General features: G+C 68.7%; 31 protein-coding genes. 11 read left to right on the top strand and 20 right to left on the bottom strand.

All coding sequences use genetic code 11. The annotated features are described in order from the left end of the window. Positions 1 to 79: 79 nt before the first annotated feature. The 4 genes from ASF79_RS00245 to ASF79_RS00230 all read right to left on the bottom strand — a co-directional run bounded on the left by ASF79_RS00245 (position 80) and on the right by ASF79_RS00230 (position 2,107). The gene (locus ASF79_RS00245) at positions 80 to 472 is read right to left on the bottom strand and encodes a hypothetical protein (protein WP_055777003.1); all 393 of its coding nucleotides are present in this window, start codon (positions 470 to 472) and stop codon (positions 80 to 82) included. 92 nt (positions 473 to 564) lie between these two features. Continuing rightward, complete coding sequence (locus ASF79_RS00240) at positions 565 to 885, bottom strand: hypothetical protein (RefSeq protein WP_055850567.1); 321 nt, start codon at positions 883 to 885, stop codon at positions 565 to 567. After that, the gene (locus ASF79_RS00235) at positions 882 to 1,544 is read right to left on the bottom strand and encodes an Asp23/Gls24 family envelope stress response protein (protein WP_055777011.1); all 663 of its coding nucleotides are present in this window, start codon (positions 1,542 to 1,544) and stop codon (positions 882 to 884) included. The genes ASF79_RS00240 and ASF79_RS00235 overlap by 4 nt, the downstream gene beginning before the upstream one ends. Further along, positions 1,541 to 2,107 (bottom strand): RNA polymerase sigma factor, encoded by a 567-nt coding sequence (locus ASF79_RS00230; RefSeq protein ID WP_055850564.1) that lies wholly within the window; start codon positions 2,105 to 2,107, stop codon positions 1,541 to 1,543. The genes ASF79_RS00235 and ASF79_RS00230 overlap by 4 nt, the downstream gene beginning before the upstream one ends. Before the next feature lie 110 nt (positions 2,108 to 2,217). On the opposite strand from ASF79_RS00230, the gene ASF79_RS00225 reads away from it, so the two are divergent. Next, a complete protein-coding gene (locus ASF79_RS00225) occupies positions 2,218 to 2,667 on the top strand; it encodes an Asp23/Gls24 family envelope stress response protein (RefSeq protein ID WP_055850561.1) in 450 nt (149 codons plus the stop codon). 187 nt (positions 2,668 to 2,854) lie between these two features. Further along, the gene (locus ASF79_RS00220) at positions 2,855 to 4,522 is read left to right on the top strand and encodes a thiamine pyrophosphate-binding protein (RefSeq protein WP_055850558.1); all 1,668 of its coding nucleotides are present in this window, start codon (positions 2,855 to 2,857) and stop codon (positions 4,520 to 4,522) included. 29 nt (positions 4,523 to 4,551) lie between these two features. Here ASF79_RS00220 and ASF79_RS00215 read toward each other — a convergent pair whose 3' ends face one another. The 11 genes from ASF79_RS00215 to ASF79_RS17250 form a co-directional block, all read right to left on the bottom strand. Beyond that, positions 4,552 to 5,925: an MFS transporter gene (locus ASF79_RS00215; protein WP_055850554.1), complete on the bottom strand. Its 1,374-nt coding sequence runs from the start codon at positions 5,923 to 5,925 to the stop codon at positions 4,552 to 4,554. A 111-nt stretch (positions 5,926 to 6,036) separates the two neighbouring features. Next, positions 6,037 to 7,431, bottom strand: coding sequence for a glutamate-1-semialdehyde 2,1-aminomutase (gene hemL, locus ASF79_RS00210; RefSeq protein WP_055850550.1), 1,395 nt, complete (start codon positions 7,429 to 7,431; stop codon positions 6,037 to 6,039). Positions 7,432 to 7,434: 3 nt separating this feature from the next. Continuing rightward, the gene (hemB, locus tag ASF79_RS00205; RefSeq protein ID WP_055850547.1) at positions 7,435 to 8,421 is read right to left on the bottom strand and encodes a porphobilinogen synthase; all 987 of its coding nucleotides are present in this window, start codon (positions 8,419 to 8,421) and stop codon (positions 7,435 to 7,437) included. 96 nt (positions 8,422 to 8,517) lie between these two features. Further along, positions 8,518 to 8,988 (bottom strand): GNAT family N-acetyltransferase, encoded by a 471-nt coding sequence (locus ASF79_RS00200; RefSeq protein ID WP_055850544.1) that lies wholly within the window; start codon positions 8,986 to 8,988, stop codon positions 8,518 to 8,520. Between the two features lie 38 nt (positions 8,989 to 9,026). Then, complete coding sequence (locus tag ASF79_RS00195; RefSeq protein ID WP_156366172.1) at positions 9,027 to 9,815, bottom strand: uroporphyrinogen-III synthase; 789 nt, start codon at positions 9,813 to 9,815, stop codon at positions 9,027 to 9,029. Then, positions 9,815 to 10,747, bottom strand: a complete 933-nt coding sequence (gene hemC / locus ASF79_RS00190) for a hydroxymethylbilane synthase (protein WP_055850536.1) — start codon at positions 10,745 to 10,747, stop codon at positions 9,815 to 9,817. Before hemC ends, ASF79_RS00195 begins: the two co-directional genes overlap by 1 nt. 31 nt (positions 10,748 to 10,778) lie before the next feature. Then, entirely contained in the window at positions 10,779 to 11,942 is a 1,164-nt protein-coding gene (locus ASF79_RS00185) for a ferrochelatase (protein WP_055850531.1), read from the bottom strand. Further along, positions 11,939 to 12,664: a hydrogen peroxide-dependent heme synthase gene (gene hemQ, locus ASF79_RS00180; RefSeq protein WP_156366109.1), complete on the bottom strand. Its 726-nt coding sequence runs from the start codon at positions 12,662 to 12,664 to the stop codon at positions 11,939 to 11,941. Before hemQ ends, ASF79_RS00185 begins: the two co-directional genes overlap by 4 nt. A 74-nt stretch (positions 12,665 to 12,738) precedes the next feature. Then, positions 12,739 to 13,089 carry a DUF3618 domain-containing protein gene (locus tag ASF79_RS00175; RefSeq protein ID WP_055850525.1) on the bottom strand — a complete coding sequence of 117 codons (351 nt, stop codon included), beginning with the start codon at positions 13,087 to 13,089 and terminating at the stop codon, positions 12,739 to 12,741. Then, entirely contained in the window at positions 13,086 to 13,490 is a 405-nt protein-coding gene (locus ASF79_RS00170) for a phage holin family protein (RefSeq protein WP_055850523.1), read from the bottom strand. Before ASF79_RS00170 ends, ASF79_RS00175 begins: the two co-directional genes overlap by 4 nt. 7 nt (positions 13,491 to 13,497) lie before the next feature. Next, the gene (locus tag ASF79_RS17250) at positions 13,498 to 13,866 is read right to left on the bottom strand and encodes a YtxH domain-containing protein (protein ID WP_156366108.1); all 369 of its coding nucleotides are present in this window, start codon (positions 13,864 to 13,866) and stop codon (positions 13,498 to 13,500) included. A 153-nt stretch (positions 13,867 to 14,019) separates the two neighbouring features. Between ASF79_RS17250 and ASF79_RS00160 the strand changes: the two genes are divergently transcribed. Further along, positions 14,020 to 14,751: a phosphotransferase gene (locus ASF79_RS00160; RefSeq protein ID WP_055777052.1), complete on the top strand. Its 732-nt coding sequence runs from the start codon at positions 14,020 to 14,022 to the stop codon at positions 14,749 to 14,751. A 29-nt stretch (positions 14,752 to 14,780) separates the two neighbouring features. On the opposite strand, the gene ASF79_RS00155 is transcribed toward ASF79_RS00160, so the two are convergent. Beyond that, on the bottom strand, positions 14,781 to 16,271 hold the full coding sequence (locus ASF79_RS00155; RefSeq protein WP_055850520.1) for a protoporphyrinogen/coproporphyrinogen oxidase: 1,491 nt from the start codon (positions 16,269 to 16,271) through the stop codon (positions 14,781 to 14,783). Beyond that, positions 16,268 to 17,344 carry a uroporphyrinogen decarboxylase gene (gene hemE / locus ASF79_RS00150; protein ID WP_200933504.1) on the bottom strand — a complete coding sequence of 359 codons (1,077 nt, stop codon included), beginning with the start codon at positions 17,342 to 17,344 and terminating at the stop codon, positions 16,268 to 16,270. Before hemE ends, ASF79_RS00155 begins: the two co-directional genes overlap by 4 nt. A 56-nt stretch (positions 17,345 to 17,400) precedes the next feature. On the opposite strand from hemE, the gene ASF79_RS00145 reads away from it, so the two are divergent. From ASF79_RS00145 to ASF79_RS00125, 5 genes are read left to right on the top strand one after another with little or no spacing between them, the layout of a single operon-like run. After that, positions 17,401 to 18,714 (top strand): glutamyl-tRNA reductase, encoded by a 1,314-nt coding sequence (locus ASF79_RS00145; RefSeq protein ID WP_055850517.1) that lies wholly within the window; start codon positions 17,401 to 17,403, stop codon positions 18,712 to 18,714. After that, a complete protein-coding gene (locus ASF79_RS00140; RefSeq protein WP_055850514.1) occupies positions 18,715 to 19,320 on the top strand; it encodes a GNAT family N-acetyltransferase in 606 nt (201 codons plus the stop codon). After that, positions 19,313 to 19,720, top strand: coding sequence for an NUDIX hydrolase (locus tag ASF79_RS00135; protein ID WP_055850511.1), 408 nt, complete (start codon positions 19,313 to 19,315; stop codon positions 19,718 to 19,720). Before ASF79_RS00140 ends, ASF79_RS00135 begins: the two co-directional genes overlap by 8 nt. A 25-nt stretch (positions 19,721 to 19,745) precedes the next feature. Further along, entirely contained in the window at positions 19,746 to 20,141 is a 396-nt protein-coding gene (locus ASF79_RS00130) for a PPOX class F420-dependent oxidoreductase (protein WP_055850507.1), read from the top strand. Further along, positions 20,138 to 20,665 carry a VanZ family protein gene (locus ASF79_RS00125; protein WP_156366107.1) on the top strand — a complete coding sequence of 176 codons (528 nt, stop codon included), beginning with the start codon at positions 20,138 to 20,140 and terminating at the stop codon, positions 20,663 to 20,665. The genes ASF79_RS00130 and ASF79_RS00125 overlap by 4 nt, the downstream gene beginning before the upstream one ends. 110 nt (positions 20,666 to 20,775) lie before the next feature. Here the strand turns inward: ASF79_RS00125 and ASF79_RS00120 are convergent, their stop codons facing one another. After that, positions 20,776 to 21,837 carry an aminotransferase class V-fold PLP-dependent enzyme gene (locus ASF79_RS00120; protein ID WP_055850504.1) on the bottom strand — a complete coding sequence of 354 codons (1,062 nt, stop codon included), beginning with the start codon at positions 21,835 to 21,837 and terminating at the stop codon, positions 20,776 to 20,778. A gap of 81 nt (positions 21,838 to 21,918) precedes the next feature. Here ASF79_RS00120 and ASF79_RS00115 point away from each other — a divergent pair, with 81 nt between their 5' ends. Continuing rightward, complete coding sequence (locus tag ASF79_RS00115) at positions 21,919 to 22,887, top strand: LysR family transcriptional regulator (RefSeq protein WP_055852876.1); 969 nt, start codon at positions 21,919 to 21,921, stop codon at positions 22,885 to 22,887. Between the two features lie 79 nt (positions 22,888 to 22,966). On the opposite strand, the gene ASF79_RS00110 is transcribed toward ASF79_RS00115, so the two are convergent. Then, positions 22,967 to 23,245, bottom strand: coding sequence for a putative quinol monooxygenase (locus ASF79_RS00110; protein WP_055850501.1), 279 nt, complete (start codon positions 23,243 to 23,245; stop codon positions 22,967 to 22,969). Between the two features lie 39 nt (positions 23,246 to 23,284). Here ASF79_RS00110 and ASF79_RS00105 point away from each other — a divergent pair, with 39 nt between their 5' ends. Together ASF79_RS00105 and ASF79_RS00100 are read left to right on the top strand one after the other, a co-directional pair. Then, positions 23,285 to 23,758: a hypothetical protein gene (locus tag ASF79_RS00105; RefSeq protein ID WP_055850498.1), complete on the top strand. Its 474-nt coding sequence runs from the start codon at positions 23,285 to 23,287 to the stop codon at positions 23,756 to 23,758. 52 nt (positions 23,759 to 23,810) lie between these two features. Then, complete coding sequence (locus tag ASF79_RS00100; protein ID WP_235500582.1) at positions 23,811 to 24,827, top strand: diacylglycerol/lipid kinase family protein; 1,017 nt, start codon at positions 23,811 to 23,813, stop codon at positions 24,825 to 24,827. Here the strand turns inward: ASF79_RS00100 and ASF79_RS00095 are convergent, their stop codons facing one another. Beyond that, complete coding sequence (locus tag ASF79_RS00095) at positions 24,828 to 25,625, bottom strand: serine hydrolase (protein ID WP_055777082.1); 798 nt, start codon at positions 25,623 to 25,625, stop codon at positions 24,828 to 24,830. Positions 25,626 to 25,709: the final 84 nt, after the last annotated feature.

Raw genomic sequence — 25,709 nt, 5'->3', positions numbered from 1 at the left:
GACGCAGGAGCCGTCGTATCGAGACCACTCTTGAGGGTCTCGATACGGCCGCGAGCGGCCTACTCGACCAGCGACATAATCAGTCGGTGGCGATCTCCTTGGCCGGGTCTTCGATAGCCGGCGGCAGCCGCAGCGCCCGCAGCAACTCGAGCGCGTGCGTCGTGGTGATGATCACGCGCATGAACTCCGACCCGTCGCCGTCGATGTCTATGACCACCGAGGTGCGGGTGCCCTTGATGAGCAGGAAGTCCTTGCCGTCGTGCACCTTCCAGGTGCCGATGGCCAGTGTCAGCGGAACCGCCGAGCCGGGGGCCCTGATTCCGCGCACCCACACCCACGGGTCTTCGGTAATGACGGCGGAGCGGATGCGGTCGAGCGGGATATCGATATTCGTGCGGCGCAGCGAGAGGATCTTCTCTGCGCGGGTCAGGCGTATCTCGAGTCGATCGGTGTGCACGAACAGAACAGCCATACGTCTATCCTGCCCGCCGTAGCTGGCGATATGCGCAATTCGGCCGTCGCTGCTCGTCACGATCTGACTACGACCGGCGATCGGCCGGAGCCTCAGCCGATCGCGACCACGCTCACCGCGATCACGGGCAGCGCCGACGCCGGAGTGCCCTCGGGCGCCTGCTGCAGCAGATGCTGCAGCACGGCGGCGTGCACGCGTTCGCACACGGCTCGCGACGCGTCGGCGTCGGCGATGCCGATCCGGATGCGCACGGTCGGTTCGACGAGTTGGGCCGCGACGCCGCGGGCCAGGTCTGCCACCGGCGTGGGCAGGCCGAGGATCTCGGGCAGCTGCGGGTAGACGCTCGTGACCCCGGGAACGGCCCGCACGACATCGTCGATACTCGAGGCCGAAGCGTTCGTCTCGTGGATCACAGCACGTCTCCCTCGTTCGAAGCCGAACCGTGCTCTTGCCCGTCCGGCACATCGGACTCGCTCACCTGCGCGAAGTACACATCGTGCACCGTGATGTCGATGCTCGCGATCGTGAGCTCGGTGTGCTTGAGCAGTGCGGAGTAGATGGCCTCCCGCGCACGGTCGACGGTCTCGACGATGCGCTCGCCCCAGAAGACGGATGCGTCGATCGACACGGTGATCGGCGTTCCGGGCACGGTGACGTCGCCGTCGAGACGGCAGCGACCGATGATGAGTCCACCGGAGCGGTCGCCGGCGGCGCGGATCAGCCCGCGCACCGCGCCCTCGGTCACCGACAGGCTCGCTCGCGGCGAGGGCGGCAACAGCGGGATGTCGCGCCCCGCCCGCGCCTCTCGGCCGATGCTCTCGAGGATGCCCCCCAACCAGTCGTCGTTGCGCGGGGCCTCAGCCGCGGCATCCACCTCGACGAGCGACTTCGAGATCTGGCGCAATCGCTCGAGGGAGCTCAGGGCGATGCGACACCCGGCAGACCCTTCGATCGATGGGTCGAGCGGGGTGCGTCCGCGGTCGAGGTAGTCGCTGAGTTCGTCGATCGTGTGGCCGTCGAGATCGTCATTCTCATCGCGAGCATCATGTGCGTCGTTGTCGAGATCGGTCATCGCCAGGCCTCCATTTCAGTCATGAGATTGCGTCGAGCGCGCGAGAGCAGCCCGCGCACTGTGCTGGCGGGAATGCCCATCTGCTCGGCGATCTCGTCGTAGCTGTGTTCGCCCACCTCGCGCAGCACCCAGCAGCGCTGCTGATCGAGGGGCAGGGTGGCCAACGCGCGAGACACCGCCTCGTGCAGCGAGGCCGCCTCGCTGATGGCGTGAGGCGAGAGCCTGTCGGGCTGGGCCGCATCGACGTTGTCGACGTCGAGGTGGTTCTTGCGTGCGCGAATGCGGTCGATGCTCTTGTGGCTGGCTATGCGCATGAGCCAGCTCTTCACCACGGCGCCGTCGTTGAGCGACGGCAGATCTCGCCAGGCCGTGATCAGGGTCTCTTGGACGACATCGTCGACCTCGTCGCTCGAGCCCAGGATGCGGCGGGCATAGGCGCGCAACAACGGGCCGTAGCGGCGGGCCAACACCTCGAAAGCGCGAGTGTCGCCGTCTGCGGAGCGGCCCGCGAGGATGCGATCGTCGGCGTCTTCGAGGGAGAAGCGATAGGGAACTGCGCTCACCGACCCCCCTGTTCCTTCGACTTCGAAAAAAGTTCTGCCTGATCTGTGACGATCTTGCTACTGGATACGACCTACCAGTGAACTATTCCACACCGAGAAGGAGAAACCTCATGGCCAGCACGAGCACCTCGAACGTGGCGACCCCCGCCAGCGTCAGCACTCCGACCAACCTGCAGACCGCCCTCGGCAAGACGGTGATCAACGACGGCGTCGTCGCCAAGGTCGCCGGCATCGCGGCCCGCGAGGTCTCCGGCGTCTTCGCTCTCGGAGGCGGAGCAGCGCGCGCCCTCGGCGCGATCCGCGGCGCGATGAACAGCACCGATCTCTCGCAGGGAATCAGCGTCGAGGTCGGCGAGACCCAGGTCGCCGTCGATGTGACGATCGTGGCCGAGTACCCCGCGCCGCTGCAGCAGGTGGCCGACGGCGTTCGCGCATCCATCATCTCTGCGGTCGAGACCCTCGTCGGCATGGAGGTCACCGAGGTCAACGTGACCATCGTCGACGTGCACATCGCATCCGACGACGACAACGAGCCTGAGGCAGAAGCGCGGGTGCTGTAACCCGCGAGCACGTGCGGAGGGGATTTTGACGCGGTGGTACCTGTCTCAGGTGCGGGCGCGTAGTATCGGATTCGTCAGGCGCCCGCACGGGAGCCAGTGTCCGGAAAAGGGGCACGAAGTCGGTTGCGCAGTCGCACCGAGCGAGACATATACGGAATCCATCCGTTGCGTCTCGAAAGGCTCTCCTGTGCCCACTGTCTCCGCGCACGTCGCTCTCACCCTCTCCCGCTTCGTCGATCACGTCTTCGGCGTGATGGGCAACGGCAACGCGTACTTCCTCGACGCCCTCGAACGCGACACGGCGGTGCTCTACACGGCGGCACGGCACGAGGCCGGTGCCGTCGTGGCCGCCGACGCCTATCACCGGGCCGGCGGCGGGCTGGCGGCGGCTACCGCCACGTACGGCGCCGGCTTCACGAACACGCTCACCGCGCTGGCCGAGGCTGTTCAGGCGAGGGTTCCGCTCGTGCTCGTGGTGGGCGACGAGCCCACCTCGGGCCCGCGCTCGTGGGATGTCGATCAGATCGCCCTCGCCTCGGCCGTGGGCGCCCGCACCTACACGGTCGGGCGAACGGATGCCGCGGCCACCACGGTGATCGCCGTCGAGCACGCGCTCACCTACGGCGTGCCCACGGTTCTCGCCATCCCCTACGACGTCGCGACGCTCGAGGCCGGGCCGGTTCCGGATGCGCCCGAGCCTCGCTTGCCGAGGCCGTTGACGCCGTCGGGCCCCTTCGTCGATGCCGCGATTCGAGATGCCGCGGCCCTGCTCGCGACGGCGAAGCGCCCCTTCCTCCTTGCCGGGCGCGGCGCGTGGCTCTCCGGTGCGGGGCCTGCGCTCGGCGCGCTTGCCGAGGCCACCGGCGCACTCACCGCCTCCACGGCACTCGGCCGAGGCGTCTTTCCCGACAGCCGTTACGACCTGGGCGTGACCGGCGGGTTCGGTGCCGAGGAGGCAATGCAGCTCGTCACTCAGGCCGATGTGGCCGTGGTGTTCGGCGCCTCGCTCAATCAATTCACCATGCGCTTCGGCAGCCTCTTCTCGCCGGGTACCCGCGTGGTGCAGATCGACGTCGCGTCCACCGCGACCCACCCTCACGTGGGCTCGTTCATCCGAGGCGACGCCCGGGTCGTCGCCGAGCTGATGCTGAACGACCTCGCTGCTCAGAGCGGCGGCGCGGTTGCGGCGCGAGCAGATGGATGGCGCCACTCGGTCGATCTGAACGGCACGCAGGCGCGGCACCCGGGCGACGGGCTGGCCCCCGACGGGCGGCTCGACCCCCGCTCAGCGGCCCAGCGCATCGGAGAGCTGCTGCCCGAAGACAGGGTGGTCGTCTCTGACGGCGGCCACTTCATCGGGTGGGCGAACGCGTACTGGCCTGTGGCGACCCCCGACCGCATGCTCATGGTGGGCACCGCGTTCCAGTCGATCGGCCTCGGCTTCGCGAGCGTGCCGGGAGCGGTGCGAGCGAAGCCCGACTCGACCGTGGTTCTGACCACGGGCGACGGCGGTGGCTTGATGGCCCTGGCCGATCTCGAGACCGCCGTGCGCGTGGCGGGCGGCCACGGCCTCGCCGTGGTGTGGAACGACGCGGCGTATGGCGCCGAAGTGAATCTCTACGGACTGAAGGGGCTGGCCGAGGGGCCCATGCGCATCCCCGAGGTCGATTTCGCCGCCCTCGCCACCGCGATGGGCGCGCGAGGCGTGGCCATCCACACCGTCGAACAACTCGACGTGCTGGCCGACTGGGCTGCGACGCCGGCCGACCAGCGACCCTTCCTGCTGCTCGACCTGCGCATCTCGTCGGCCGTGCTGTCTCCGCACCAGGAGGAGATCATCCGCGCCGCCGGCTGAGTCTCAGCAGCCGGCGGCACGGGGTTCGATCAGGCCCGGTTGCTGGCGTAGAGCGGTGACACCGCCTGCTCCTCTTCGTGGTCGGGGCCGAGCGGGATGCCGCTTCTGTCGCGCAGAAGAAGCGTGGCCACGAGGCCGAGCGCCGTCATACCCGCCAGGTACCAGGTGACCGACATCGTCGTGCCCGTGGCCTGCACGAGTGCGGTGGCGATCGTCGGAGCGAAGGCGCCTCCGAGGATGGCTCCGATCGCGTACGAGATCGAAACTCCCGAGAAGCGGATCGAGGCGGGGAACAGCTCGGCATACAGGGCAGCCTGGGGGCCGTAGGTGAGGCCGAGACCGATGGTCAGAATGGCGATGCCCGCAAACAGCCCGCCGATCGATCCCGTGTTGACGAGCGGGAACAGGGTGAACACTCCGACGAGCTGCAGCGCCCAGCCCGCAAGGTAGGTGGTGCGACGACCGATCTTGTCGGAGATCCATCCGGCGAAGAGGGTCGACAGCAACCAGGTGACGGCGCTGCCCGCGACCGCCCAGAGCACCGGGCCGCGCTCGAGGCCGAGCGGACCCTCGGGGTTCGTGGCGTAGTTCTGGATGTAGCCGCCGGTGGTCATATAGCCGACGGCGTTGTTGCCGGCGAAGACCAGGGCCGCGATCACGACGAGCAGCGTGTGCTTCTTGAAGAGCTGCACGATCGGCATGCGCGCCTTGACCTTGCGCTGCGCCAGCTCGGCGAACACGGGGCTCTCTTCGACGCTGCGACGAACCCAGTATCCGATGGCGATCAGCACGATGCTTAGCAGGAAGGGCACACGCCAGCCCCACTCGAGGAAGGCATCGCCGGGAGCGACCACGGCCATGATCGCCATCATTCCCGAGGCCAGCAGGAGCCCGAGCGGCACACCCATCTGCGGCGATGCGCCGAAGAGGCCGCGCTTCTTGGTGGGAGCGTGCTCGACGGCCATCAGAACGGCGCCGCCCCACTCACCGCCGGCCGAGATGCCCTGGATGATGCGCAGCAGGATGAGCAGGATCGGCGCCGCGATGCCTATCTGCGCGAACGTCGGCAGCAGTCCGATGAGTGCCGTCGCCGCCCCCATCAGAATGAGGGTGAGCACGAGCACGACCCGCCGGCCGTATTTGTCGCCGAAGTGTCCGGCGAGGAACGCGCCGAGCGGGCGGAACAGGAAGCTCACGCCCACCGTGGCGAACGAGAGCAGGATCGCGGCCTGCTCGCCCGCGGGCTGAAAGAAGAGCTGCCCGAACACGAGTCCGGCGGCCGAGGCGTAGATGAAGAAGTCGTACCACTCCACGGTCGTGCCGATGATGGTGGCGAACACCACTTTGCGGCGATCGGCCACCGCTGCGAATGACCCCGTAGGCGTCAACGAACCCGAACTCATATGTACTCCCTTGTACGACGAGGGCAAGCAGTGTTCGATTATCGAACACGCGTTGCTACTATCGAACTCAGCGTAGCGCGGCGGCGCTCCGGCGCAAGGGGGTCTTGGCTCCTAGACGGCCAGGGTCGGCGACGCGGATGCCGCTGCGCGGGCCGCCGCCGGCAGAGCGTCGAGAATGCGACCGATGGCCTGCTCGTCGTGAGCAGCCGACACGAACCACGCCTCGAACACCGATGGCGGCAGCGAGACTCCCGACTCGAGCATCGAATGGAAGAACGCGGGGTAGCGGAACGCCTCTTGCCGCTGCACATCGGCGTAGGTGCGCGGGGCCCCGCCGGCCGACGGCGTGTAGTCACCGAACACGAAGCTGAACAGGTTGCCGGCGCGCTGCACAGAGTGCGTGACCCCGACATCGGCCAGGGCTTCGGACACCGACGACGACAGCAGATCTGCGGTGGCGTCGAGACGCTCGTAGACGGATGCGTCGGCCAGCGTCAGCGTGGCGATTCCGGCGGCGACGGCCACGGGGTTCCCCGAGAGCGTTCCAGCCTGGTAGACCGGGCCGAGGGGCGCGAGGAAGTCCATGACATCGGCCCGTCCGCCGAGCGCCGCCAGGGGCATGCCGCCGCCGATGACCTTGCCGTAGGTCACGAGGTCGGGGACGTATGAATGGGACACCGCGGCATCCGACACCGCGGCATCCGACCCCGCGGCGGCCTGCGCCTCGGACTCGAGAGCCCAGTAGCCAGCGGGGTGCACACGGAAACCGGTGAGCACCTCGTCGATGATGAGCAGGGCGCCGTTCTCGTGGGCGATGGCCGACAGCGCGGCGTTGAATCCGGCATCCGGCGCCACCACACCCATGTTGGCGGCCGCGGCCTCGGTGATGATCGCGGCGATGCGGCCGGGGTGCAGCGCGAAGGCCTCACGCACCGCGTCGAGGTCGTTGTACGGCAGCACGAGAGTGAGCGCCGCGGTAGCGGCGGGCACGCCGGCGGATGCGGGCAGCCCCAGCGTGGCGAGACCCGAGCCGGCTTCGGCCAGCAGCGAGTCGGAGTGCCCGTGATAGTGACCGGCGAACTTGATGAGCACGTCGCGCCCCGTGAATCCGCGGGCGAGACGGATGGCCGTCATCGTGGCCTCGGTGCCGGTGGAGACGAGGCGGATCTTCTCGATCGGCGACTGTCCGCCGCTCGTGACGCGGGCGCGCACGAGTTCGGCGAGCTCGGTCTCGCCCGGCGTCGAGGCGCCGAACGAGAGGCCGCGACCGGCGGCATCCTGAACGGCCGCGACGACCTCGGGATGCGCGTGGCCGAGAATCGCGGGGCCCCAGCTCGAGACGAGATCGACGTACTGCGTGCCGTCGGAGTCGGTGACGTACGGGCCCTTCGCCTCGACGAGGAAGCGCGGGGTGCCGCCCACGGAGCGGTACGCACGCACGGGCGAGTTGACGCCGCCGGGAATGCTGAGGCGAGCGCGGTCGAAGAGTTCGTCGTTGCGGGTCATGGGTCAGTCTCCCTGTCGAAGGGTCGTGGCGAGCTCTGTCGCCCAGTAGGTGAGCACGGCGTCGGCGCCGGCCCGTTTGATGCTGAGAACCGATTCGAGGATGGCGCGGTCCCGGTCGATCCAGCCGTTGGCGGCGGCGGCCTCGATCATCGCGTACTCCCCCGACACCTGATAGGCCCAGACCGGAACCGGCGACCAGGCCGAGACGTCGGCGAGCACGTCGAGGTAGCTGCCGGCGGGCTTCACCATCACGATATCGGCGCCCTCTTCGACGTCGAGCTGCGCCTCGCGCAGACCCTCGCGGCGGTTGGCGGGGTCGAGCTGGTAGCTGCGGCGGTTGCCGGTGAGCGTCGACTCGACGGCCTCGCGGAACGGTCCGTAGTAGGCGCTGGCGTACTTCGCCGAGTAGGCGAGCACGGCCACGTCACTGCGGCCGGCGCCGTCGAGGGCGTCGCGCACCGCGGCGACCTGGCCGTCCATCATGCCCGAGAGGCCGAGCAGCGCAGATCCCGCGTCGGCCTGCGCCAGCGCCATGTCGCGGTATCTCAGAAGAGTGGCGTCGTTGTCGACCCGGCCATCGGCATCCAGAACCCCGCAGTGGCCGTGGTCGGTGAACTCGTCGAGGCAGAGATCGGTCTGCACGACGAGGCTGTCGCCGACCTCGGATGCGATCACCCGGGTCGCCTGATTGAGGATGCCGTCGGGGTCGGTCGCGCCGGTTCCGGTGGCGTCGCGATGCTCGGGCACGCCGAAGAGCATGACCCCCCCGATGCCCGCGGCGGCGGCCTCGGCCACGACGCCGCGCACGGAGTCGAGGGTGTGCTGAACGACGCCGGGCATGGAGCTCAGGGGGCGAGGCTCCGAGCCTTCGCGCACGAAGAGGGGCAGCACGAGATCGGCGGGGTGGAGCCGGGTCTCGGCGACCTGTCGACGGAGGGCGGGGGTGGCGCGAAGACGGCGCGCACGCACTACGGGAAAGCCAGAAGTCATGGGTTCCAGCCTATCTTCGTGCGCTGGGCAGGAGCCTGCGGAGCGGAATCGAGAATCACCTGTCGAACGGCGGCAACATCGATCAGCTACACCCGACTATCCCAGTCGCTTGCGCATCTGAACGGCGAAGGTCGAATAGTCGAGTCGTTCGTAGAGTTCCCTCGCGGTCGCGTTGTAGCCGAAGACGTTCAGCCCTATCGACTCGACGCCCAGCCCCCTCGCATGGTCCTCCGCGAGGCCGATCGCCGCGGCGGCCACACCGTGACCCCTGTGGGCTTCGTCGACGAAGACATCCCAGATCCACCAGTCGACACCGGCGCCCTCGTTGGCTGGCCCGACCCACGCCCATCCGACCCGCGCCTCTGATTCGAGGATGTGCGCGATGAGGTGCTGGTCTCGGCGCTTGCCCTCCGGAAAGAGTTCAGCCCATTCCTTCTGCGATCGCGCGTGCGCGCTTTCAGGAGACTGCCCCGACCGTATCCGAGACTCGGCGTAGGCGGCACTGCCCCGACGAATCCAGTCGGGTAGCTCGTCGTCGTGTATCGACTGAAGTCGAATAGCGCTCATTCGGCGAGTTTAAGTCGGCGACGCTGTGCGCCCGGTGGCTATTCGCCGTCGGACTTCTGAGCCTTTGCCACGTCGACGATGGCGTCGATCAGCGACACCGCGCTGCGCTCCTTCGCCACGAGGTCGACGCGCACACCGTAGGACTCGGCGTCGCGGGCCGTCTGCGGGCCGATGGCCGCGACGATCGTGGTCTCGGGAAGGGTGCCGAACTGCAGCTGCACCTGCTCCGCGACACTTCCCGACGTGACGAAGACGGCCTTGAACTCCCCGGCCTGGATGTCGCGAATGATCGTTTCGTCGACCGGAACACCGATGGTTCTGTAGGCGACGACCGATTCGACGGTGTGACCGCGAGCGATCAGACCCTCGGTGAGAACGGGCTTGGCGATGTCACTGCGCAGCGTGAGAATGCGCAGCTCTGCGCCGTACTGCTCGAACTGGGCGAGCTCGCGCAGCAGTCCTTTGGCCGAGTTGTCCTCCGGCGGAACGAGGTCGACCTGGTAGCCGGCCGCCGTGAGAGCCGCCGCGGTCGTCTCTCCGACGGCCGCGATGTGCGTCGATGCCGGAACGGTGGCCTGGTGGGCCGAGAGAACGTCGACGGTGGTGGCGCTCGTGACAGTCAGCCAGTCGAAGGCACCGTCGGCCAGCGAAGCCAGGGCCACATTCAGGGCCTCGTCGTCTGCCGCGGGGGCGAAGTTGATCATGGGGGCGACGACGGGCGTCGCGCCCGCCGCGCGCAGATCGGATGCCACGCCGTGGCCCCACGGGCCACCTCGCGGAACCAGCACGCGCCATCCGCCGAGCGGACGATTGCTCCACGGCGTCATCATGCAGCCCCTCCGAGCGGAGCCAGCTCGGCTGCGCCATCTTCGAGCAGCTGGGCGGCAACCGCGGCGCCGAGCGCCTCGGCCACCACACCATCATCGATACCGGTGAGCGTCGCGCTGCGGGTGCATCCGAGCTCCGCCTCGCCAGACGGGTCGTAGACGACAGCGGTGAGAACGAGAAGGTCGCCGTCGAGAGTGGCGTGCGCGCCGATCGGCGCCGCACACCCGGCTTCAAGGGTGGCGAGAACAGATCTTTCGGCTCGAACAGCGGTGCGTGTCAGCCCGTGTTCGATGCTCAACAGCTCAGTGATGTCGTCTCCTTCTCGCGCCTCGATGGCGAGAGCGCCTTGGCCGGGCGCGGTCGGCCACAGCTCAAGATCAAAGAACTCCGACGCCTCCGCCAGCCGACCCAGTCGTTCGAGTCCGGCTGCAGCCAACACGACGCCGTGAAGGTCTCCCCGTTCAACCGATCGTAGTCGTGTGTCGACATTCCCTCGAATATCTACGACCTCCAGATCAGGACGAAGTGATAACAATTGGGCTCGGCGGCGCGGAGAACCGGTTCCCACTCGAGCGCCCTCGGGCAGATCGGCGAGCGAGACGCCGCCCTGTGTGCAGAGAACATCGCGCGCATCTTCTCTCTCGGGAACCCCGCCGATCACGAGGCCAGGATAGGCCGCCGTCGGAAGATCTTTGAGAGAGTGCACGATCAGATCGACCTCGCCGCGAGTCAGAGCCTCACGCAACGCACTCGCGAAGACACCCGTTCCGCCCAGCGACGCCAGCGATTCTTTCGACGTGTCGCCCTCTGTCTTGATGATCACGAGTTCGGTCGGAACGCCCGTCGCCGCGGTGATCTGGTCGGCGACCATGCCCGTCTGGGCGCGCGCGAGCGCGCTGCCACGGGTGGCGATGCGAAGTACTCGGGTCAAGACAGAAGAGCTTTCAGGATGGAACGAAGGGTTAGGGCGCGAGTCCGGAGATCGCGGGCTTGAACCCCAAGCGTACGTTCTCGCAGCAACCCGGGCGGCACACGTCGTACCAGGGTCCGAGTTTCGTGACTGCCGGACGCTCCTCAGCGGGCGTAGCCTGCACCCGTTCGAGAACGAGATCGACGAGCCCTGAGACGTAGGCGGGGTGGATGCCTGGGGTCGGCACCCGCACGGCCGCGAGGCCGGCTTCGGAGGCCGACGTCAGGGCCTCGTTGTCGAGGTCCCACTTCACCTCCATGTGGTCGCTGACGAAACCGAGGGGCACGATGATGACAGCCCGGATGCCGCGTGCCGGCAATTCGGCGATGGCATCGTTGATGTCGGGCTCGAGCCACGGCTGGGTGGGCGGGCCGCTGCGCGACTGGAACACGAGCTGCCAGGGGGCACTGGACTCGGCCGCGAGCATAACGGCCTCGGCGACCGCGAGGTGCTGGGCCTGATAGGCGCCGCCCTCGCCGAAGCCACGGGCCTCGGGGCCCGAGCGTGCGGCATCCGTCGACGGGATCGAGTGCGTCGAGAACAGAACCTCGACCTCGGTCTCGAGGTTGAGGTCGGGCATCTGATTGGCTAACTCGACGAAGCCCTCGCGCACACCCTCGATGAACGGCTCGACGAAGCCGGGGTGGTCGAAGAACTGGCGCACCTTGTCGATCTGGAGCACGTCGCCGAGCCCCGACTCCTCGAGCGCCATCGCGAAGTCCTCGCGGTACTGGCGGCAGCTCGAGTACGAGCTGTAGGCGCTGGTCGCGATGGCGATCAGCTTCTTGTGGCCGGCACCGGATGCCTCGCGCAGCGCGTCGGCGAGGTACGGGTCCCAGTTGCGGTTGCCCCAGATCACCGGCAGGTTGAGTCCGCGGCGGTCTACCTCGGCCTGCAGAGCGATCTGCAGCGCACGGTTCTGCGCGTTGATCGGGCTGATGCCGTCGAAGGCACGGTAGTGGTGAGCGACCTCTTCGAGCCGCTCCTCGGGGATGCCCCGGCCGCGGGTGACGTTGCGCAGGAAGGGGATGACATCGTCTTGCCCCTCGGGTCCGCCGAACGAGGCCAGCAGAATGGCGTCGTACTGCGTCGGCTCGGTGACGTGCTCGGGGCCTTCGGCCGCGGCGGGCGTCGCGTTGCGTACCAACTCGCTCACTGGAGCACCTCGATGATCTCGGCGGTGGTGATGCGGCGACCCGTGAAGAACGGAATCTCTTCTCTGACGTGACGACGCGCATCCGTCTGTCGCAGATCGCGCATGAGGTCGACCAAATTCAGCAGGTTGTCGTCTTCGAGGCCGAGGATCCACTCGTAGTCGCCGAGGGCGAACGAGGCCACCGTGTTGGCGAGGACGCTGCGGAACTGGCTGCCCTTGCGGCCGTGCTCGCCGAGCATCGCGCGGCGCTCCTCCTCGGGCAGCAGATACCACTCATAGCTGCGCACGAACGGGTACACCGTGAGCCAGGCTGCGGGCTCCTTGCCACGCATGAACGCGGGCAGATGGTTCGAGCTGAACTCCGCGTCGCGGTGCACGCCCATGGCGTTCCAGGTGGGCAGCAGCGGCTGGATCAGGCCCGTGCGACGGAGCTCGCGGAGTGCCCACTGGAGCGTCTCGGGAACGGCGCCGTGCAGCCAGAACATGACATCGGCATCCGCTCTGAGACCAGAGACGTCGTAGAGGCCGCGCACGACGACACCCTCGGCCTCGACGATCGCGATGGCGTCGTCGAGCTGGCCGACGGCCCGTGCCACATCGTGTCCGTCGAGTGCGGTCGCTCGGTCGGGGTTGCGTCGGAAGACCGCCCACAGCGTGTAGCCGATGACCTCATCGGCGGGCGTGGTCGTCTGGTCGACTGTCGGGTCAGTCATGTTCCTCATTCACTTGCTCGGCGAAGTCGCCGCTCGGCTGGTTCGGGCCGCCCGACGGACGGCGAGGATGAATGTGTGACGCGTCAGCGTCGGGAGATGAGTCGTACGGCGAGGAAGACTGCCCCGCCGACGGCTACCGCGATGCCGCCGATGCCCGCGGCCAAGGCCACCGGGTTCTCATCGCGCAGCACGCGGATCTTGTTGGAGATGTCGGCCGCAGCGAGCTTTGCCTGCTTCGGCACATTGAGCTTGTACTCGATGGCGTCGAGGGTCGAAGCGAGAGCTTCTCGGTTCTTCACGATGTCGGCGGCGAGTTCCGCGGAGCTCCGCTGCGGAGCATCCGGCTTGCCGTCGCCCTGCAGCGCCGTCTTCGCCATCTGAGTCGTGGCGCGAACCGCGGCGCCGTCGACGGGTGCGTCTTTCTTATCGCTCATCGGCCGAGTCCTTTGATCGCATTGACGTCTTTCTTGAGGCTGTCGACCGAGTTCTCGGGCACCGGGGGGATGCCCTTCTTGATCGAGCGCACACCGACGAGCACGAGGATCGCGACGATGATGAGCAGCACACCGGCCACGATCAGGGCTGCCGCCCAGGGCTCGAACACGGTTGCGAGGCCCAGGACCGCCGCAGCGATCAGCACTGCGAGGGCGAAGAACCCGAGAAGCGCGGCTACGACGAACAGAGCGGCGCCGACTCCGAGCTTGGAGAGCCGCGAGGTGATCTCGCGCTTCAGGCCCTCGATCTCGTCTTTGACGAGATTCACGAGCAGGCCGGGAAGCTCACCGAGGAGTTCGCCGAGCGACTTCTTGCGAGCCGGGTTGGGAGGGTTCGTCACGACGGGCCTACTCGTCGTCTGCCGTGGGGGCGGGCGTCGCCGGCTTCATCGTCGAGGTCTTGGCCGGCGTCGTGCTCGCGGCCGACTTCTTGCTCACCGAACCGGCGGACTTCGAGCCCGCAGCCTTGGTGGGCGTGTCATCGAGGTGCAGCAGCGAACGCACGGCCTTCTTGGTCGCGTTTCCTGCCTTCACCTGCACGGTGTCGACGCGCTGACCGGCGAATTCCTTGACCGCGCCCGCGACCTGCTGCACCGGAGCGAGGTTCCAGACCTTGTCTGCCCCCGACTTGATCTGCTCGTACCGTGGCCTGCCGGCACGCGAGCCGAGAACGTAGCCTGTGGCCAGACCGACCACCAAAATCAATTTGCCGCGCATAACGACTCCGATCCCTAGAGAGTTGGCGTGAGCTATAAGCGTAGACCTTGCCGCCTGTGCGGCGAATGGGATCCCTTTCGCTCGGCCGGTGTGTTAGGCGGGTGCTGCGAGCGCGACACCGTTCGCCGACGCGCTCGCTTCTATGCTGGCGCTATGGACGGACTCCTCTCGGGCGGCAACATGAACGTGGTCGAGCGCCGCGGCGACACGGTTCTTCGACAGGCCGGGCCCTGGACTCCCACCGTGCACCGCTACCTCGACTACCTCGCCTTGGCGGGAATCGAGTGGGCGCCGCGACCGCTCGGTATCGAGGGAGAGCGCGAGCGGCTCTCGTTCATCGACGGCGACGTTCCGCTGTATCCGCTTCCGGAGTGGGTGTGGAGCGAGTCCCTGCTCGCCGAGTGCGCCGCCCGACTGCGCGAACTGCACGATGCGAGTATCGGCTTCGGCCTCGACGACGCCGTCTGGCAGTCGCGCGGCAAGGTTCCGGCCGAGGTGATCTGTCACAACGACTTTTCACCCCACAATCTGGCCTTCCGCGACGGACGCTTCGTGGGCGCCATCGACTTCGACATGTGCTCGCCTGGTCCACGCCTGTGGGACATCGCCTACTTCGCGACCCGCATCGTTCCCCTGACCGGCTCGACACCCGAGGGGGCGCCCGGCATGGAGGAGGCGCGGCGCCGCGTGGGCATCATCCTCGAGGCGTACGGCTCCGACGCGAGTTGGGACGACGTGCTTCGCGTGGCGATCATCCGGCTCGTCGATCTGGCGCAGATGTCGATCGAAAAGGCAGAGGAGCTGTCTAAACCGCACCTTCTCGACGAGGCCGCGTACTACGAGGCCGAGGCTCAATACCTGCGCGGGGTGCGCAAGGCCGGCTGAGCAACCTGCGTCATCGTCGACGGCCGGGGTCAGAGCGCGCCGGCGCTCAACTCGAAGGCGAAGTCGGATGCGACGGTGCGCGAGCGCGCGACCGTTGCCGCGAGTCCCGTGCCCGCCACCCAGGCGCCGACCACGAGCAGGCCCGGCACGGCATCCGTCTCTGCGAGCACCGCGTCGACCCGCTTGCGGTGACCGACGGTGGCGAAGGCGAGCGAGTCGTCCCACCTCGTGACGTCGAAGCCCCTCACCGTGGCAGGGTCGATCGCGAGGCCGAGCAGCTCGCTGGCATCGGCCAGCGCCTCTGCCTGGGAGGGCGACGCCGCCCCGGGCGCGATCGTGTACGACAGTCGCAACACGTGGCGGCTCGGTCCGGCGAGGGCCGCGAGCCAGCTCCACTTGGCGGTGGCGTGGGTGAGCGCCTTCGCTCGAACGCTGCCGACTCCCTCGGCGACCAGCACCCCGGTGCCTCGGGGGGCCGCGTCGAGACGGGCATCGTCGAGCACGATGGTGGCGAGTTCGACCGAGGCGGGCTCCGGCCAGGCGTCGGCGGCACCCGTGTCGACGCCGAGCGCGCCGAGCAGCGACAGCCCAGATCGGAACGATGTAGCGACGACGACAGCGCGCGAGGTGATCGCGAGCGGCTCGGACTCGCCTCCGACGGGCGCGGTCGTGGTGTTCCAGAGGCCGCTGCCTTCGGAAAGCGGGCCGGTGCTTCGAACGGCGGTGGACATCCGGAATTCGACGCCGAACTTCTGACAGTCGGCGACCAGCGCCTCGACGAGCCGGAACATGCCGCCGTCGATGCCGCCCACCGCGGATCCGGCCTTCACCTTGGTGCCGCGCTCCTCGAGAAGGGCGAGCACCGCCCCAGAGAGGGAACCCTGATTGGTCATCGCCTTCGTGAGCCCGGGAGCGACGGCGTGCACGTCGACCACCAGCGGCGACGCGGAGTGCACTCCGGCCACGATCGGCGTCACCAAGCGGTCGAGCACCGCCCGCCCCATACGGCGGCGCACGATGCCGCCGAGGTCGGTCTCGGGTCGCACGCGCAGAAGGGGCATGTAGCGGTCGAGCTGAGCCCGCAACGCGCCCTTCCAGCCGAGGATGCGGCGCACGTCGTCGGCGAGCGGGGCGCCGGGGATCCCGAGGAGGCTGAGCTTGGGCAGTGGAGCAGCACCATCGGGCAGCTGAACCCACGCGCCGCGGGGGTTCGGAGCGACGATGTCGTCACCCAGGCCGAGGTCGGCGATCAGGCTCGCGACGGGGCCGGGCTTGCCCTTCTCTCCCCCTCGGGTGGCGAAGCTCTCGGCTCCGCTGTCGAGCCGGATGCCGGCCACAGAGTGCGTGGCGACGAAACCACCCGGGGTCTCGGCCGCGTCGAGCACGACCACCCGGAGGCCCTTGCGCGCGCACTCCCGCGCCGCGACGAGCCCGGCCACACCGGCGCCGATGACGACGACGTCGACGACCTCTTGTTCTGAGAAAGAAGCGTGCCCGTCGCTCTTGGCCGAGGCAGTCATCGCGAGTGAACGAGTTCGACGATGCGAGTCAGCACATCGGGGTCGGTCTCGGGTGGAACCCCGTGGCCCAGGTTGAGCACGTGGGCCGGCGCGGCCTTTCCGCTCTCGAGAACATCGAGCACGTGCCTCTCGAGCACGGGCCAGGGCGCGGAGAGCAGCGCGGGGTCGACGTTGCCCTGCAACGGCACTCCCCCGCCGAGACGACGGCTCGCCTCCGCGAGTGGGATGCGCCAGTCGACGCCCATCACGTCGGCGCCGATGTCGTGCATGGCCTCGAGAACCTCGCCGCTGCCCACGCCGAAGTGCACGCGGGGAACCCCGAGTTCGGCCACGTAAGAGAGCGCCTTCGCCGAGTGCTTCTGCACATGAGCGGTGTAGTCGGCGAGCGACAGCGACCCCACCCACGAGTCGAACAGCTGCGCGGCCGAAGCGCCGGCGAGCACCTGGGCGCGCAGGAACTGGCCCGTGACCGTCGCGGCCCAATCGAGCAGGCCGGCCCAGGCATCCGGATCGGCGTGCATCAGGGTGCGCGCCCGCAGGTGGTCTTTCGACGGACCACCCTCGACGAGGTACGCGGCCAGGGTGAAGGGGGCACCGGCGAATCCGATGAGCGGGGTGGTACCCAGCTGCGCGACGGTTCGTGCAACGCCCGCGGCCACAGGAGCGAGGGCGGAGGGATCGAGCGTGGGCAGCGCGGCAACGTCGGCGGCGGTACGAACCGGCTTGCCGAGCACGGGCCCGCGGCCCGGAACGATGTCGACGTCGACTCCGGCCAGCTTCAGGGGAATCACGATGTCGCTGAAGAAGATGCCGGCGTCGACTCCGTGCCGACGCACGGGCTGCAGCGTGATCTCGCTCGAGAGTTCGGGGTCGAGGCAGGCATCGAGCATCTGCGTTCCGACCCGCAGCTCGCGGTACTCGGGCAGCGAGCGGCCCGCCTGCCGCATGAACCACACGGGCGTCACGTCGCCGCGTTGGCCCCGGTAGGTGGTGACGAGAGCGCTGGATGCCGTGCGCCCGTCGACCAGGGGGTGTTCGGCGGGCAGGGCGGGTGCGGCGGTTGTCGAAGTCACCGGGCGATTTTAGCTGCGCTACCTGAGCGGTGTTCTACGCGACGTAGACTTGTCAGGTGCTGCTCTGCCTGACTGCGAACCATCGCAACGCCAGCTTCGATCTTCTCGAGAAGCTGTCGATCGGCGCACCCTCCCTCGCCACCTCGCTCGTCACCGAGAGCGACTTCATTCAGGGCGCCGTGGTTTTGGCCACGTGCAACCGCTTCGAGGCCTACCTCGACGTCGACGAGCCGCTCACCGCAGCCGCCGCCCTGGCAGCCGAACAGGCTATCGAAGTGCTGGCCGAGGCATCCGTCGTCGACGTCGACGACGTGCGCGACACCCTCACCGTTCTCTGCGGCGACACCGTCGCCGAGCACCTCTTCTCTGTGTCGAGCGGCCTCGAATCGGTCGCCATCGGCGAAGACGAGATCGCCGGGCAGGTTCGTCGCGCCCTCACCACCGCCCGCGTCGAGCACACCACTTCGGGCGACCTCGAGCGCCTGTTCCAACGCGCATCGAAGACCTCGCGCGGCGTCAAGACCAAGACCGGCCTCGGCGGAGCGGGGCGCAGCCTGGTTCGCCTCGCCCTCGACCTGGCCGAGAGCCGCGTCACCGACTGGGCCGGCACCACCGTTCTTCTCGTCGGCACGGGTCGCTACGCCCGTGCCAGCCTCGCCGCCCTCCGCGATCGCGGCGTCACCAACGTGCGGGTCTACTCGCCGTCGGGCCGCGCAGCGAACTTCGCCGCGTCTCATCAGCTGCAGGCCGTCGCCAAGGCCGAGCTGGTCGGGGCCATTGCGGCATCCGATGTGATCGTCACCTGCAGCACCGCACCCACGGTCGTGCTCACCGCCGAGCAGCTCGTAGCCGCGGCCGACATCGACGGCGCGGTCGAGCGCCGCCTCGTGATCGACCTCGGTCTGCCGCGCAACGTCGACCCGGCGGTCGCCACGGTCTCGGGAACCGAACTGCTCGACCTCGAGACCGTCAGCCTGCACGCTCCCCTCGAAGAGCTGAACGCCGAGTCGCACGCCCGCGCGCTCGTGGGCGAGGCCGCGGCCGAGTACCGCGCATCCCGCGCCGAGGCCGAGGTCGCCCCCGCCGTGGTCGCCCTGCGCTCGCACCTCTTCGACCTGCTCGACGCCGAGATCGAACGGGCCAGATCGCGCGGAGACTCGTCAGACGAGACCGAGCGGGCGCTTCGACACCTGGTCGGCGTGATTCTGCACACCCCGTCGGTGAGAGCCCGCGACCTCGCCCGCACGGGCGGAACCGAGACGGTCTTCGCGGCCGTCGAGGCGCTGTTCGGCCTGCAGGCCTCCCCCGCGGCGGCGGAGGCTGTCGTCGCCTCCACCCTGCCCCTCACCCACCGCGCGCCCGGAGCCTGAGTGGGCGACGAGGCCGTGCTGCGAGTCACGCAGCCTCTCCGCACCGAGCGCCTCGTCTTGCGAACGCTCACTCCTGACGATCTCGACGACGTCTTCGCCTACGCGGGGCGCGACGACGTGATCCGCTATCTGCCGTGGCCGAAGCGCAATCGCGACGAGGTCGCCGAGCATCTGTCGCGCAGGCTCAACACGACGCTGGCCGCCGACGGCGACGTGATCGTTCTCGGCATGGAGTTGCCGCCATCGCCGAGCTATCCGACCGCGCGCCCTCGCATCATCGGAGACATGACGCTGGTGCTCTCGAGCATCGAGCACCGTCAGGCCACGATCGGCTGGGTGCTGAACCCGGAGTACGAGGGCAGAGGCTTCGCGACCGAGGCCGCATCCCGGGTTCTCAGCCTGGCCTTCGACGATCTCGGCTCGCACCGCGTCATCGCCGAACTCGATCCGCGCAACACGGCCTCGGCCGCGCTCTGCGCCCGCCTCGGCATGCGCCTCGAGGCCCACTTCGTGCACAGCGAGATCTTCAAGGGCGAATGGGGCGACTTAGCCGTCTACGCGATCCTCGACGTCGAGTGGAACGCCCGGAACGCGATCGATGGCTGAGCTTCCGACCATTCTCGTCGCGGCTGTGGCCCTCGTGCGCGACCGGCGGGTTCTCATGGTCACGGCGCGCGGACGCGACGTCATCTACATGCCGGGCGGCAAGATCGATCCGGGCGAGACGGCGTTCGACGCGGCCATCCGCGAGGCTCGCGAAGAGGTGTCGGTCGAACTCGAGCGCGCGTCGGTCGACGAGCTCTTCACCGTGAGGGTGCAGGCGCACGGCGAACCGGATGGCCGGCTCGTCGAGATGCGCGTCTTCGCAGGGTCGACGAACGACGAGCCCGTCGCATCCGCCGAGGTCGACGCGGTGCACTGGGTGACCTCGCGCGATGCCCACCGCTGTCCGCCGGCGGGCCGCGAGACCCTCGCCCGGTTGGCCGCCCTCGACCTGATCGACTGACTGCGGCACCGGTTAGGGTTGGCGCATGACTTTGGATGCCGGCCTCGCCTCGATCGCCGACGAGCGTTTCGTGTCGCTCACCACCTTCCGCAAGACCGGCGAGGGCGTGCCCACTCCGGTGTGGATCGCCCGAGACGGCGACGCGCTCATCGTCACCACGCCCGACGGAACCGGCAAGGTGAAGCGGCTGCGCAACAACGACCGCGTCGAGCTGCGCCCGTCAGACCGCATGGGCAAGGTCGCCGACGGCGCCCCGACCGTCGCGGCTCACGCTGAGATCGTCGACAGCGACGCGGCCCGCGCCAGCCAGGAACGCATCTTCCTGGCCAAGTACCGGTTCGAGTACCGCATCTTCATGTTCATCGAACGCCTCGGCAAAAAGGGCAAGAAGAAGCGCGTGAGCCTGCGCATCACCGCGTGACCGGTTTCTCTGCCGAGCTCGCATTCGCGGCCGTGCTCGTCGCCGTGAGCATCGCGGGCGTCGTGCTCGTGGTGCGCCGTGCGCGTCGAACCGCGAGCGATCGAACCACGAGCCATCGAACTGCCGACGGCACTCCGCGTGGCGACCGCGTCGCCGTCGCCCTCTCGCTGGCCGCGTGGCTCGCGGGGCTGCTCTTTCTGACGATGCGTCCGAGCTCCGGAAAGGGCACGCTGCTCAACCTCGTGCCGTTGTCGTTCCAAGGCCCCGGCGCGGTCGTCGACGCGGTGCTCAACGTGGGCGTGTTCATTCCGCTCGGGCTGCTGCTCGTCGCGGCGGGCATCCGCTTCGCCGTCGCCCTGCTGATCGGGCTGCTGCTGTCGGTGGGCATCGAGCTGAGTCAGTACCTCGCCCAGGTGGGCCGCACCGCCGACGTCAACGATCTGCTCACGAACACCACGGGCACCGTGCTCGGCTGGGCCGTCGGGACGGCGATCGTGCACGTCACTCGCCGTGCCGACAGCTAGCGCCTCGTCGGTCGTTCGCGAGTTGCCGATTCGATCGCCGAGGAGTCCCGGGTGTTGCCAGTTCAGACCAACGGAACTGGCAACACGAGACCTCCGGGGCGCCTATAACGTCAACTCGACGTCGGGGCCACGGCGAGTGCTGCGAGTATGTCGGCGACGTCCTGCTCGTCGTTCCAGAGGTGGAATGCCACCCGCGCGCAGCCGGCCCGACCCGAAGCGACGATGCCGGCGGCGATCAACGCCCTGAGGTGCCGGCCATCGGCATCCGGCCAGGTGACGATCGCCTGACCGCGCCGGGGAATGCCGAGCCCGTCGCAGAGCGCATCGCCCAGGGCGACGTTGTGCGCGTGCACCTCTGAGAGGTCGAGCGATGCGAAGAGTTCGATAGCGGGCTCTGCCCCCACCCACACGGGCCAGGCCGGCGACACGTCGAAGCTGCGGGCGTCGGCGGCGAGGTTCATGGTGGGGCCGTAGCAGGATCCCCAGATCTCTTGGCCCGCGTACCAGTTGGCCTGAATGGGCGACAGCGTGCGCTGGTACTCCTCGGAGAGAGTCATAAAGGCGGCTCCTCGCGGGGCACACAGCCACTTGTAGGCGTGGCACACGGTGGCATCGAAGAGCGAGGCGTCGACGGGCATCGCGCCCGCCGCCTGCGTGGTGTCGCACACGGTGAGCGCGCCGTTCTGGCGGGCCGCCGACACGATGGCATCGACGTCGGCGACCTTGCCCGACGCGGATTGCACCAGAGAGAAGGCCACGAGGTGCGTGGTCGGGGTGATAGATGCCGCGAGCGCCTCGAGAGGAACGTGTCGCACCACGACGCCGCGCTTCTCGGCGACCACGAACGGGAAGACCATCGAGCTGAAGTCTCCGTCGACGCAAAGCACTTCGGCGCCGTCGGGCACCGCCGCCGCGAGAACGCTCACCATGGCCGACGTCTGCGACCCGATGGCCACCCGGCTGGCCTCGATGCCCATCATGCGGGCGAAGGATGCGCGGGTGCGGTCGATGGTCGCGTCGTATTTGGCGGGCGAGCAGAGCCCGGCGGCCCAGTCGGCCTGGTCGGCCTGCATCGCCGCGAGGGTCGCCGTGCCCGCCAGGCCGAGCGAACACGCGCCGAGGTAGCGCCGGCCACCGACGAACTGTGAACGAGCCTTGGCGAGTGTTGTCATGCATCCAGAATGATCGCGTTCAAGCCATTCGACAACGGCAATTTCAAGATCATGAGCATAAGCGCTCGTTATGATGCGTCCATGACCTTTGCGCCCGCCTCACGCTCCGCCGTCGCCACGGACCTCGATTCCCAGACGCTGCGCGTGATCAGGGCGATCGCCGACCGTGGATCGATCACGGCAGCAGCAGCGGCGCTCGGCTACAGCCAGCCGGCGATCAGCCAGAACATCAAGCGCCTCGAAGAGAAACTGGGAATGCCCGTGCTCACCCGGGTGGCCCGCGGGGTGGAGCTGACCGAGGCCGGCGAGGTGCTCGCCCGGCACGCGGCCACGGTGCTGCGCGCCATCGACTCGGCGGCCGACGAGCTCGCCGATCTGTCGGGGCTGCGCTCGGGTCTGGTGCGCATCGCGGCATTCCCCTCCGCCTCGTCGACCGTCGTGCCGAGGCTCCTGGGCGATATCACCGGGCGGCATCCCGGGGTGCGCTTCAGCTATCTCGAGGCCGAGCCGCCCGAGGCGGTGCAGGCCGTGCGCGACCACGCCGCCGACATCGCCCTCACGTTCAGCTACCCGGGCGACCCCGACGATCCGCACCGCGCGAGCGCGTCGGGCCTCGTCACCCTGCCGCTGTGGCGCGAGCAGATGCTGCTCGTGGTTCCGGATGCTCCCGGGCTCGGTGACGGGGCGATCGAGCTGTCGAGTCTCGCCGACTCGGGGTGGATCGCCGGGTGCCCGCGGTGCCGCGGTCACCTCGTCGAGCTGTGCGAAGCATCCGGATTCACCCCCGCCCTCGGCTACGAGACCGACAATGTGCAGGCCGTTCTGGCCATGGTCGCGGCAGGGCTGGGCGTCGCGCTCCTGCCCTCGCTCGCCCTCGCGGCCACGCCGCTGCCCGCCGGCGTCGCGACGCGCCCGCCGGCCGCCACCGACTACCGCACCGTTCACCTCGTCACCGCACAGGGCGCCACCGCCGTGCCCGCGATCGGCGCGACGATCGCCGCCATCCAGTCGTTGGATGCCGCCGCCTGGGGCCTCGAGACCCAGCACTGACGGCGGCTTTTGTGCCCGAATCCCTCCAAACGTGCGTCTCCCACGGCCACGAATGGAGGCATTCGGGCACGAACGCGGCCTATGCGCCCTCGACCTCGTAGCGGCGCTCGATGCCGGCCGTCGCGCGGCCCCACGCGCTGTCGGCGACGCGTCGCTGGTGCGCCGCAAACGACTCCGCATCGCTAAAGAGCTCGTCGACCTGCCACACCAGCGGGTCGTGCGTTTGCGTCACCTCGAACGAGACGCATCCCGGCTCCGCGCGAGTGAGTCGCGTGTGCAAAGGCAGATTCTCCTCGACCGCTCGACGCTGTTCCGCGGTGCCGCAGACGAGCTGGCCGGTCAGACGCACAGAACTCATGAATCGAGAGTGGCACACGGCCGACGATAGGGTCGAGCCATGGCCTCCCGAGTTCCCGTCGCCCTCGCGGCGTCACTGCTGGCCTGCACTCTCGGGCTCGGGCTCGCGGGCTGCACGACGCCCTCCCACTCGGTCGAGCGCAGCGCCGACGAGGCCGAGGCGACGCTGGAGGCGATCCCGGGTGTCGACGACGCTCGCATCGGCCCCACCAAAGACGGTTTTCAGACGTACATGAGCATCAACATCGAGCTCTCCGACGACTTCACGGGCTCCGACCGCGATCTGCTCGATCTGGTGCTCAGGCAGGTGTGGTCGCAGACCGAGGTCGCGCCAGAACGGTATGCGGTCATCCGCGTGACCGGAGCGGGTCGGACGGTACCCGACGTGGCGACCGCACTGGTGGAGCTCGATATCGGCTGGCTGCCGTACACCGAGTCCTCATTGTCGATGATCGGCGACGATCTCGAGGCCCGCTACGGTACCTGGCCCCGATCGCTCTCGCCGCAGGACTGACATCCGCCGCACACAGCCTCGGGCACGCTCGGCGGCACTATTCTTGGCTGGCGTGAACGCAGATTCAGGAGACCGAGCTGAGGAGTCGCCCCGACGGAGGGCCGCTATCGTCGTCAATCCCGCCAAGGTCTCGATCGAGACTCTGCGCGCAGCCGTTGCTCGCGAAGAGAGCCTCGCGGGCTGGTCACCCTCGGCATGGTTCGAGACGAGCGCCAGCGACGATGGCAGAGCGGCGGCCGAAGACGCGGTGCGATCGGCACCTGAGCTCATCGTGGTGGCCGGTGGCGACGGCACCCTCCGGGCGGCAGCCGAGGCGCTGACCGGCAGCGGCATCCCGCTCGGGCTGGTGCCGTCAGGCACCGGCAACCTGTTCGCCCGGGAGCTGAGCCTGCCTCTGAACGACCTGACGGCATCCATCGCCACGGCCTTTCGCGGTGTCGACCGGCCGGTCGACGCCGGTATCGCGATACTCGAGCGGGCGGATGGGCGCGAGTCGCAGCACGCGTTTCTCGTGATGGCCGGCATCGGCCTCGACGCCCACATGGCCGGCCACACCAACGAACGATTGAAGAAACGCATCGGCTGGCTCGCGTACTCCGACCCCATCGCGCGCAGCATCTTCGGCAACAAACAGTTCGACCTCAGCTACCGCCTCGACGACAGGCCGGCGGTGCAGACTCGAGCGCACACCGTCATCGTCGGAAACTCCGGCATGCTCACGGGCGGTCTCCTCCTGCTCCCCGCCGCTGCCATAGACGATGGCCGCCTCGACGCCGTGATCTTCCGCCCCGGCCGCGGGTCGGGATGGACCAACATCGGCTACCGCCTCGCCTTCAACCGGATGCTGCACCGCACCCGGTTCGGCCGCCTGGTCGCCAGCCTCACCCCGACGCCGCGGGCGATCCGCTGGGCACAGGCCTACGAGATGCGGGTGCGCTTCACCGAGGCTCAGGAGATCCAGCTCGACGGCGACGCCCACGGGCTCATCTCGGCCGCGTCACTCTCTGTGCAGCACCACGGACTGATCGTCAGAGTGCCGCGTAGGTCGGCTGCGACAACGCGCGCCTGACTAGAAGACGTACTCGAGGATGTCGGTGCCGAGGGTGCGCATGCCGTCGAGCACGGCGAGACGACCCGTGAGGTCGGTGTCGTTGAAGCGCATGGTCACGGCGTAGGCCACCGAGCCGCTCGGCCCGCGCAGAACGCCCGCCTCGCTGCGCACTCCCGTGTCGGTGCCCGTCTTGTTCGTGAGCAGCAGGCCGTGATCGCTGGTGCGGTGCGCCAGCGGGTCGAGGCCGAAGGCACTGGCGACCATCGACAGGTCTGAGCCGAGCGCGAGCCATTCCATGACCTGCTGGCTCGTGGCCACGTTCACGATCTCACCGCGCGACAGGCCAGCGAAGAGGGTCGCGAGCTCGCGCGCCGATCCGACGGAGAGCTGGGGCGCGTCATCCGGCCCGCGATAGTCGCGCACCGTGTCGAGCAGGAACGTGCGGGTCAGGCCGAGTGCTTCGCCGCGAGCGCGCACGGCGTCGAGACCGACTCGCCGGATGAGCACGTTGGTCGCCAGGTTGTCGCTCGCGGCGCCGACGAGGGCGGCGACGTCGGCGACAGGCAGGGCCGGCACCTGCAGGTGCTGCCAGAGACCCGAGTCGGCCACCGAGTCTTGGGCCGTGCGATTCAGGATGCCGTGGGCCGACTTGTCGCCGGCGCTCAGCCTGGCCGCGATCTCGATGAGCAAGAGGACCTTGCCGATCGACGCGGTGGGAACAGAGAGGTGGTCGTCGACGGAGAACAACAGTCGATCGGTCTTCACGTCGATGACGCAGGCCGTGATCTGAACCCCCGAGAGGGCGAGCTGGGTCAAACTCGCAAAGCCTCGACGGAAGGCGTCATCTCCGGCGGTCGCGGCTCCGGAGCGTGCGCGACGGGCCGTGGGCGCATCCGGGGA

Source organism: Agreia sp. Leaf335, assembly GCF_001423605.1.
In the GTDB taxonomy this organism is placed as follows: domain Bacteria; phylum Actinomycetota; class Actinomycetes; order Actinomycetales; family Microbacteriaceae; genus Agreia.
Note: the sequence above shows the minus strand (reverse complement) of the source record. Positions and strands in the feature narration are given on the sequence as shown.

Bases quoted from the DNA above. Each gene is read 5' to 3' on its own strand.
- ASF79_RS00245 (WP_055777003.1), bottom strand. From the start codon at position 472: ATGGCTGTTCTGTTCGTGCACACCGATCGACTCGAGATACGCCTGACC.
- ASF79_RS00235 (WP_055777011.1), bottom strand. From the start codon at position 1,544: ATGACCGATCTCGACAACGACGCACATGATGCTCGCGATGAGAATGAC.
- ASF79_RS00225 (WP_055850561.1), top strand. From the start codon at position 2,218: ATGGCCAGCACGAGCACCTCGAACGTGGCGACCCCCGCCAGCGTCAGC.
- ASF79_RS00215 (WP_055850554.1), bottom strand. From the start codon at position 5,925: ATGAGTTCGGGTTCGTTGACGCCTACGGGGTCATTCGCAGCGGTGGCC.
- hemL (WP_055850550.1), bottom strand. From the start codon at position 7,431: ATGACCCGCAACGACGAACTCTTCGACCGCGCTCGCCTCAGCATTCCC.
- hemB (WP_055850547.1), bottom strand. From the start codon at position 8,421: ATGACTTCTGGCTTTCCCGTAGTGCGTGCGCGCCGTCTTCGCGCCACC.
- ASF79_RS00200 (WP_055850544.1), bottom strand. From the start codon at position 8,988: ATGAGCGCTATTCGACTTCAGTCGATACACGACGACGAGCTACCCGAC.
- ASF79_RS00195 (WP_156366172.1), bottom strand. From the start codon at position 9,815: ATGACGCCGTGGAGCAATCGTCCGCTCGGCGGATGGCGCGTGCTGGTT.
- hemQ (WP_156366109.1), bottom strand. From the start codon at position 12,664: ATGAGGAACATGACTGACCCGACAGTCGACCAGACGACCACGCCCGCC.
- ASF79_RS00175 (WP_055850525.1), bottom strand. From the start codon at position 13,089: ATGAGCGATAAGAAAGACGCACCCGTCGACGGCGCCGCGGTTCGCGCC.
- ASF79_RS17250 (WP_156366108.1), bottom strand. From the start codon at position 13,866: ATGCGCGGCAAATTGATTTTGGTGGTCGGTCTGGCCACAGGCTACGTT.
- ASF79_RS00160 (WP_055777052.1), top strand. From the start codon at position 14,020: ATGGACGGACTCCTCTCGGGCGGCAACATGAACGTGGTCGAGCGCCGC.
- ASF79_RS00155 (WP_055850520.1), bottom strand. From the start codon at position 16,271: ATGACTGCCTCGGCCAAGAGCGACGGGCACGCTTCTTTCTCAGAACAA.
- ASF79_RS00135 (WP_055850511.1), top strand. From the start codon at position 19,313: ATGGCTGAGCTTCCGACCATTCTCGTCGCGGCTGTGGCCCTCGTGCGC.
- ASF79_RS00130 (WP_055850507.1), top strand. From the start codon at position 19,746: ATGACTTTGGATGCCGGCCTCGCCTCGATCGCCGACGAGCGTTTCGTG.
- ASF79_RS00120 (WP_055850504.1), bottom strand. From the start codon at position 21,837: ATGACAACACTCGCCAAGGCTCGTTCACAGTTCGTCGGTGGCCGGCGC.
- ASF79_RS00115 (WP_055852876.1), top strand. From the start codon at position 21,919: ATGACCTTTGCGCCCGCCTCACGCTCCGCCGTCGCCACGGACCTCGAT.
- ASF79_RS00110 (WP_055850501.1), bottom strand. From the start codon at position 23,245: ATGAGTTCTGTGCGTCTGACCGGCCAGCTCGTCTGCGGCACCGCGGAA.
- ASF79_RS00105 (WP_055850498.1), top strand. From the start codon at position 23,285: ATGGCCTCCCGAGTTCCCGTCGCCCTCGCGGCGTCACTGCTGGCCTGC.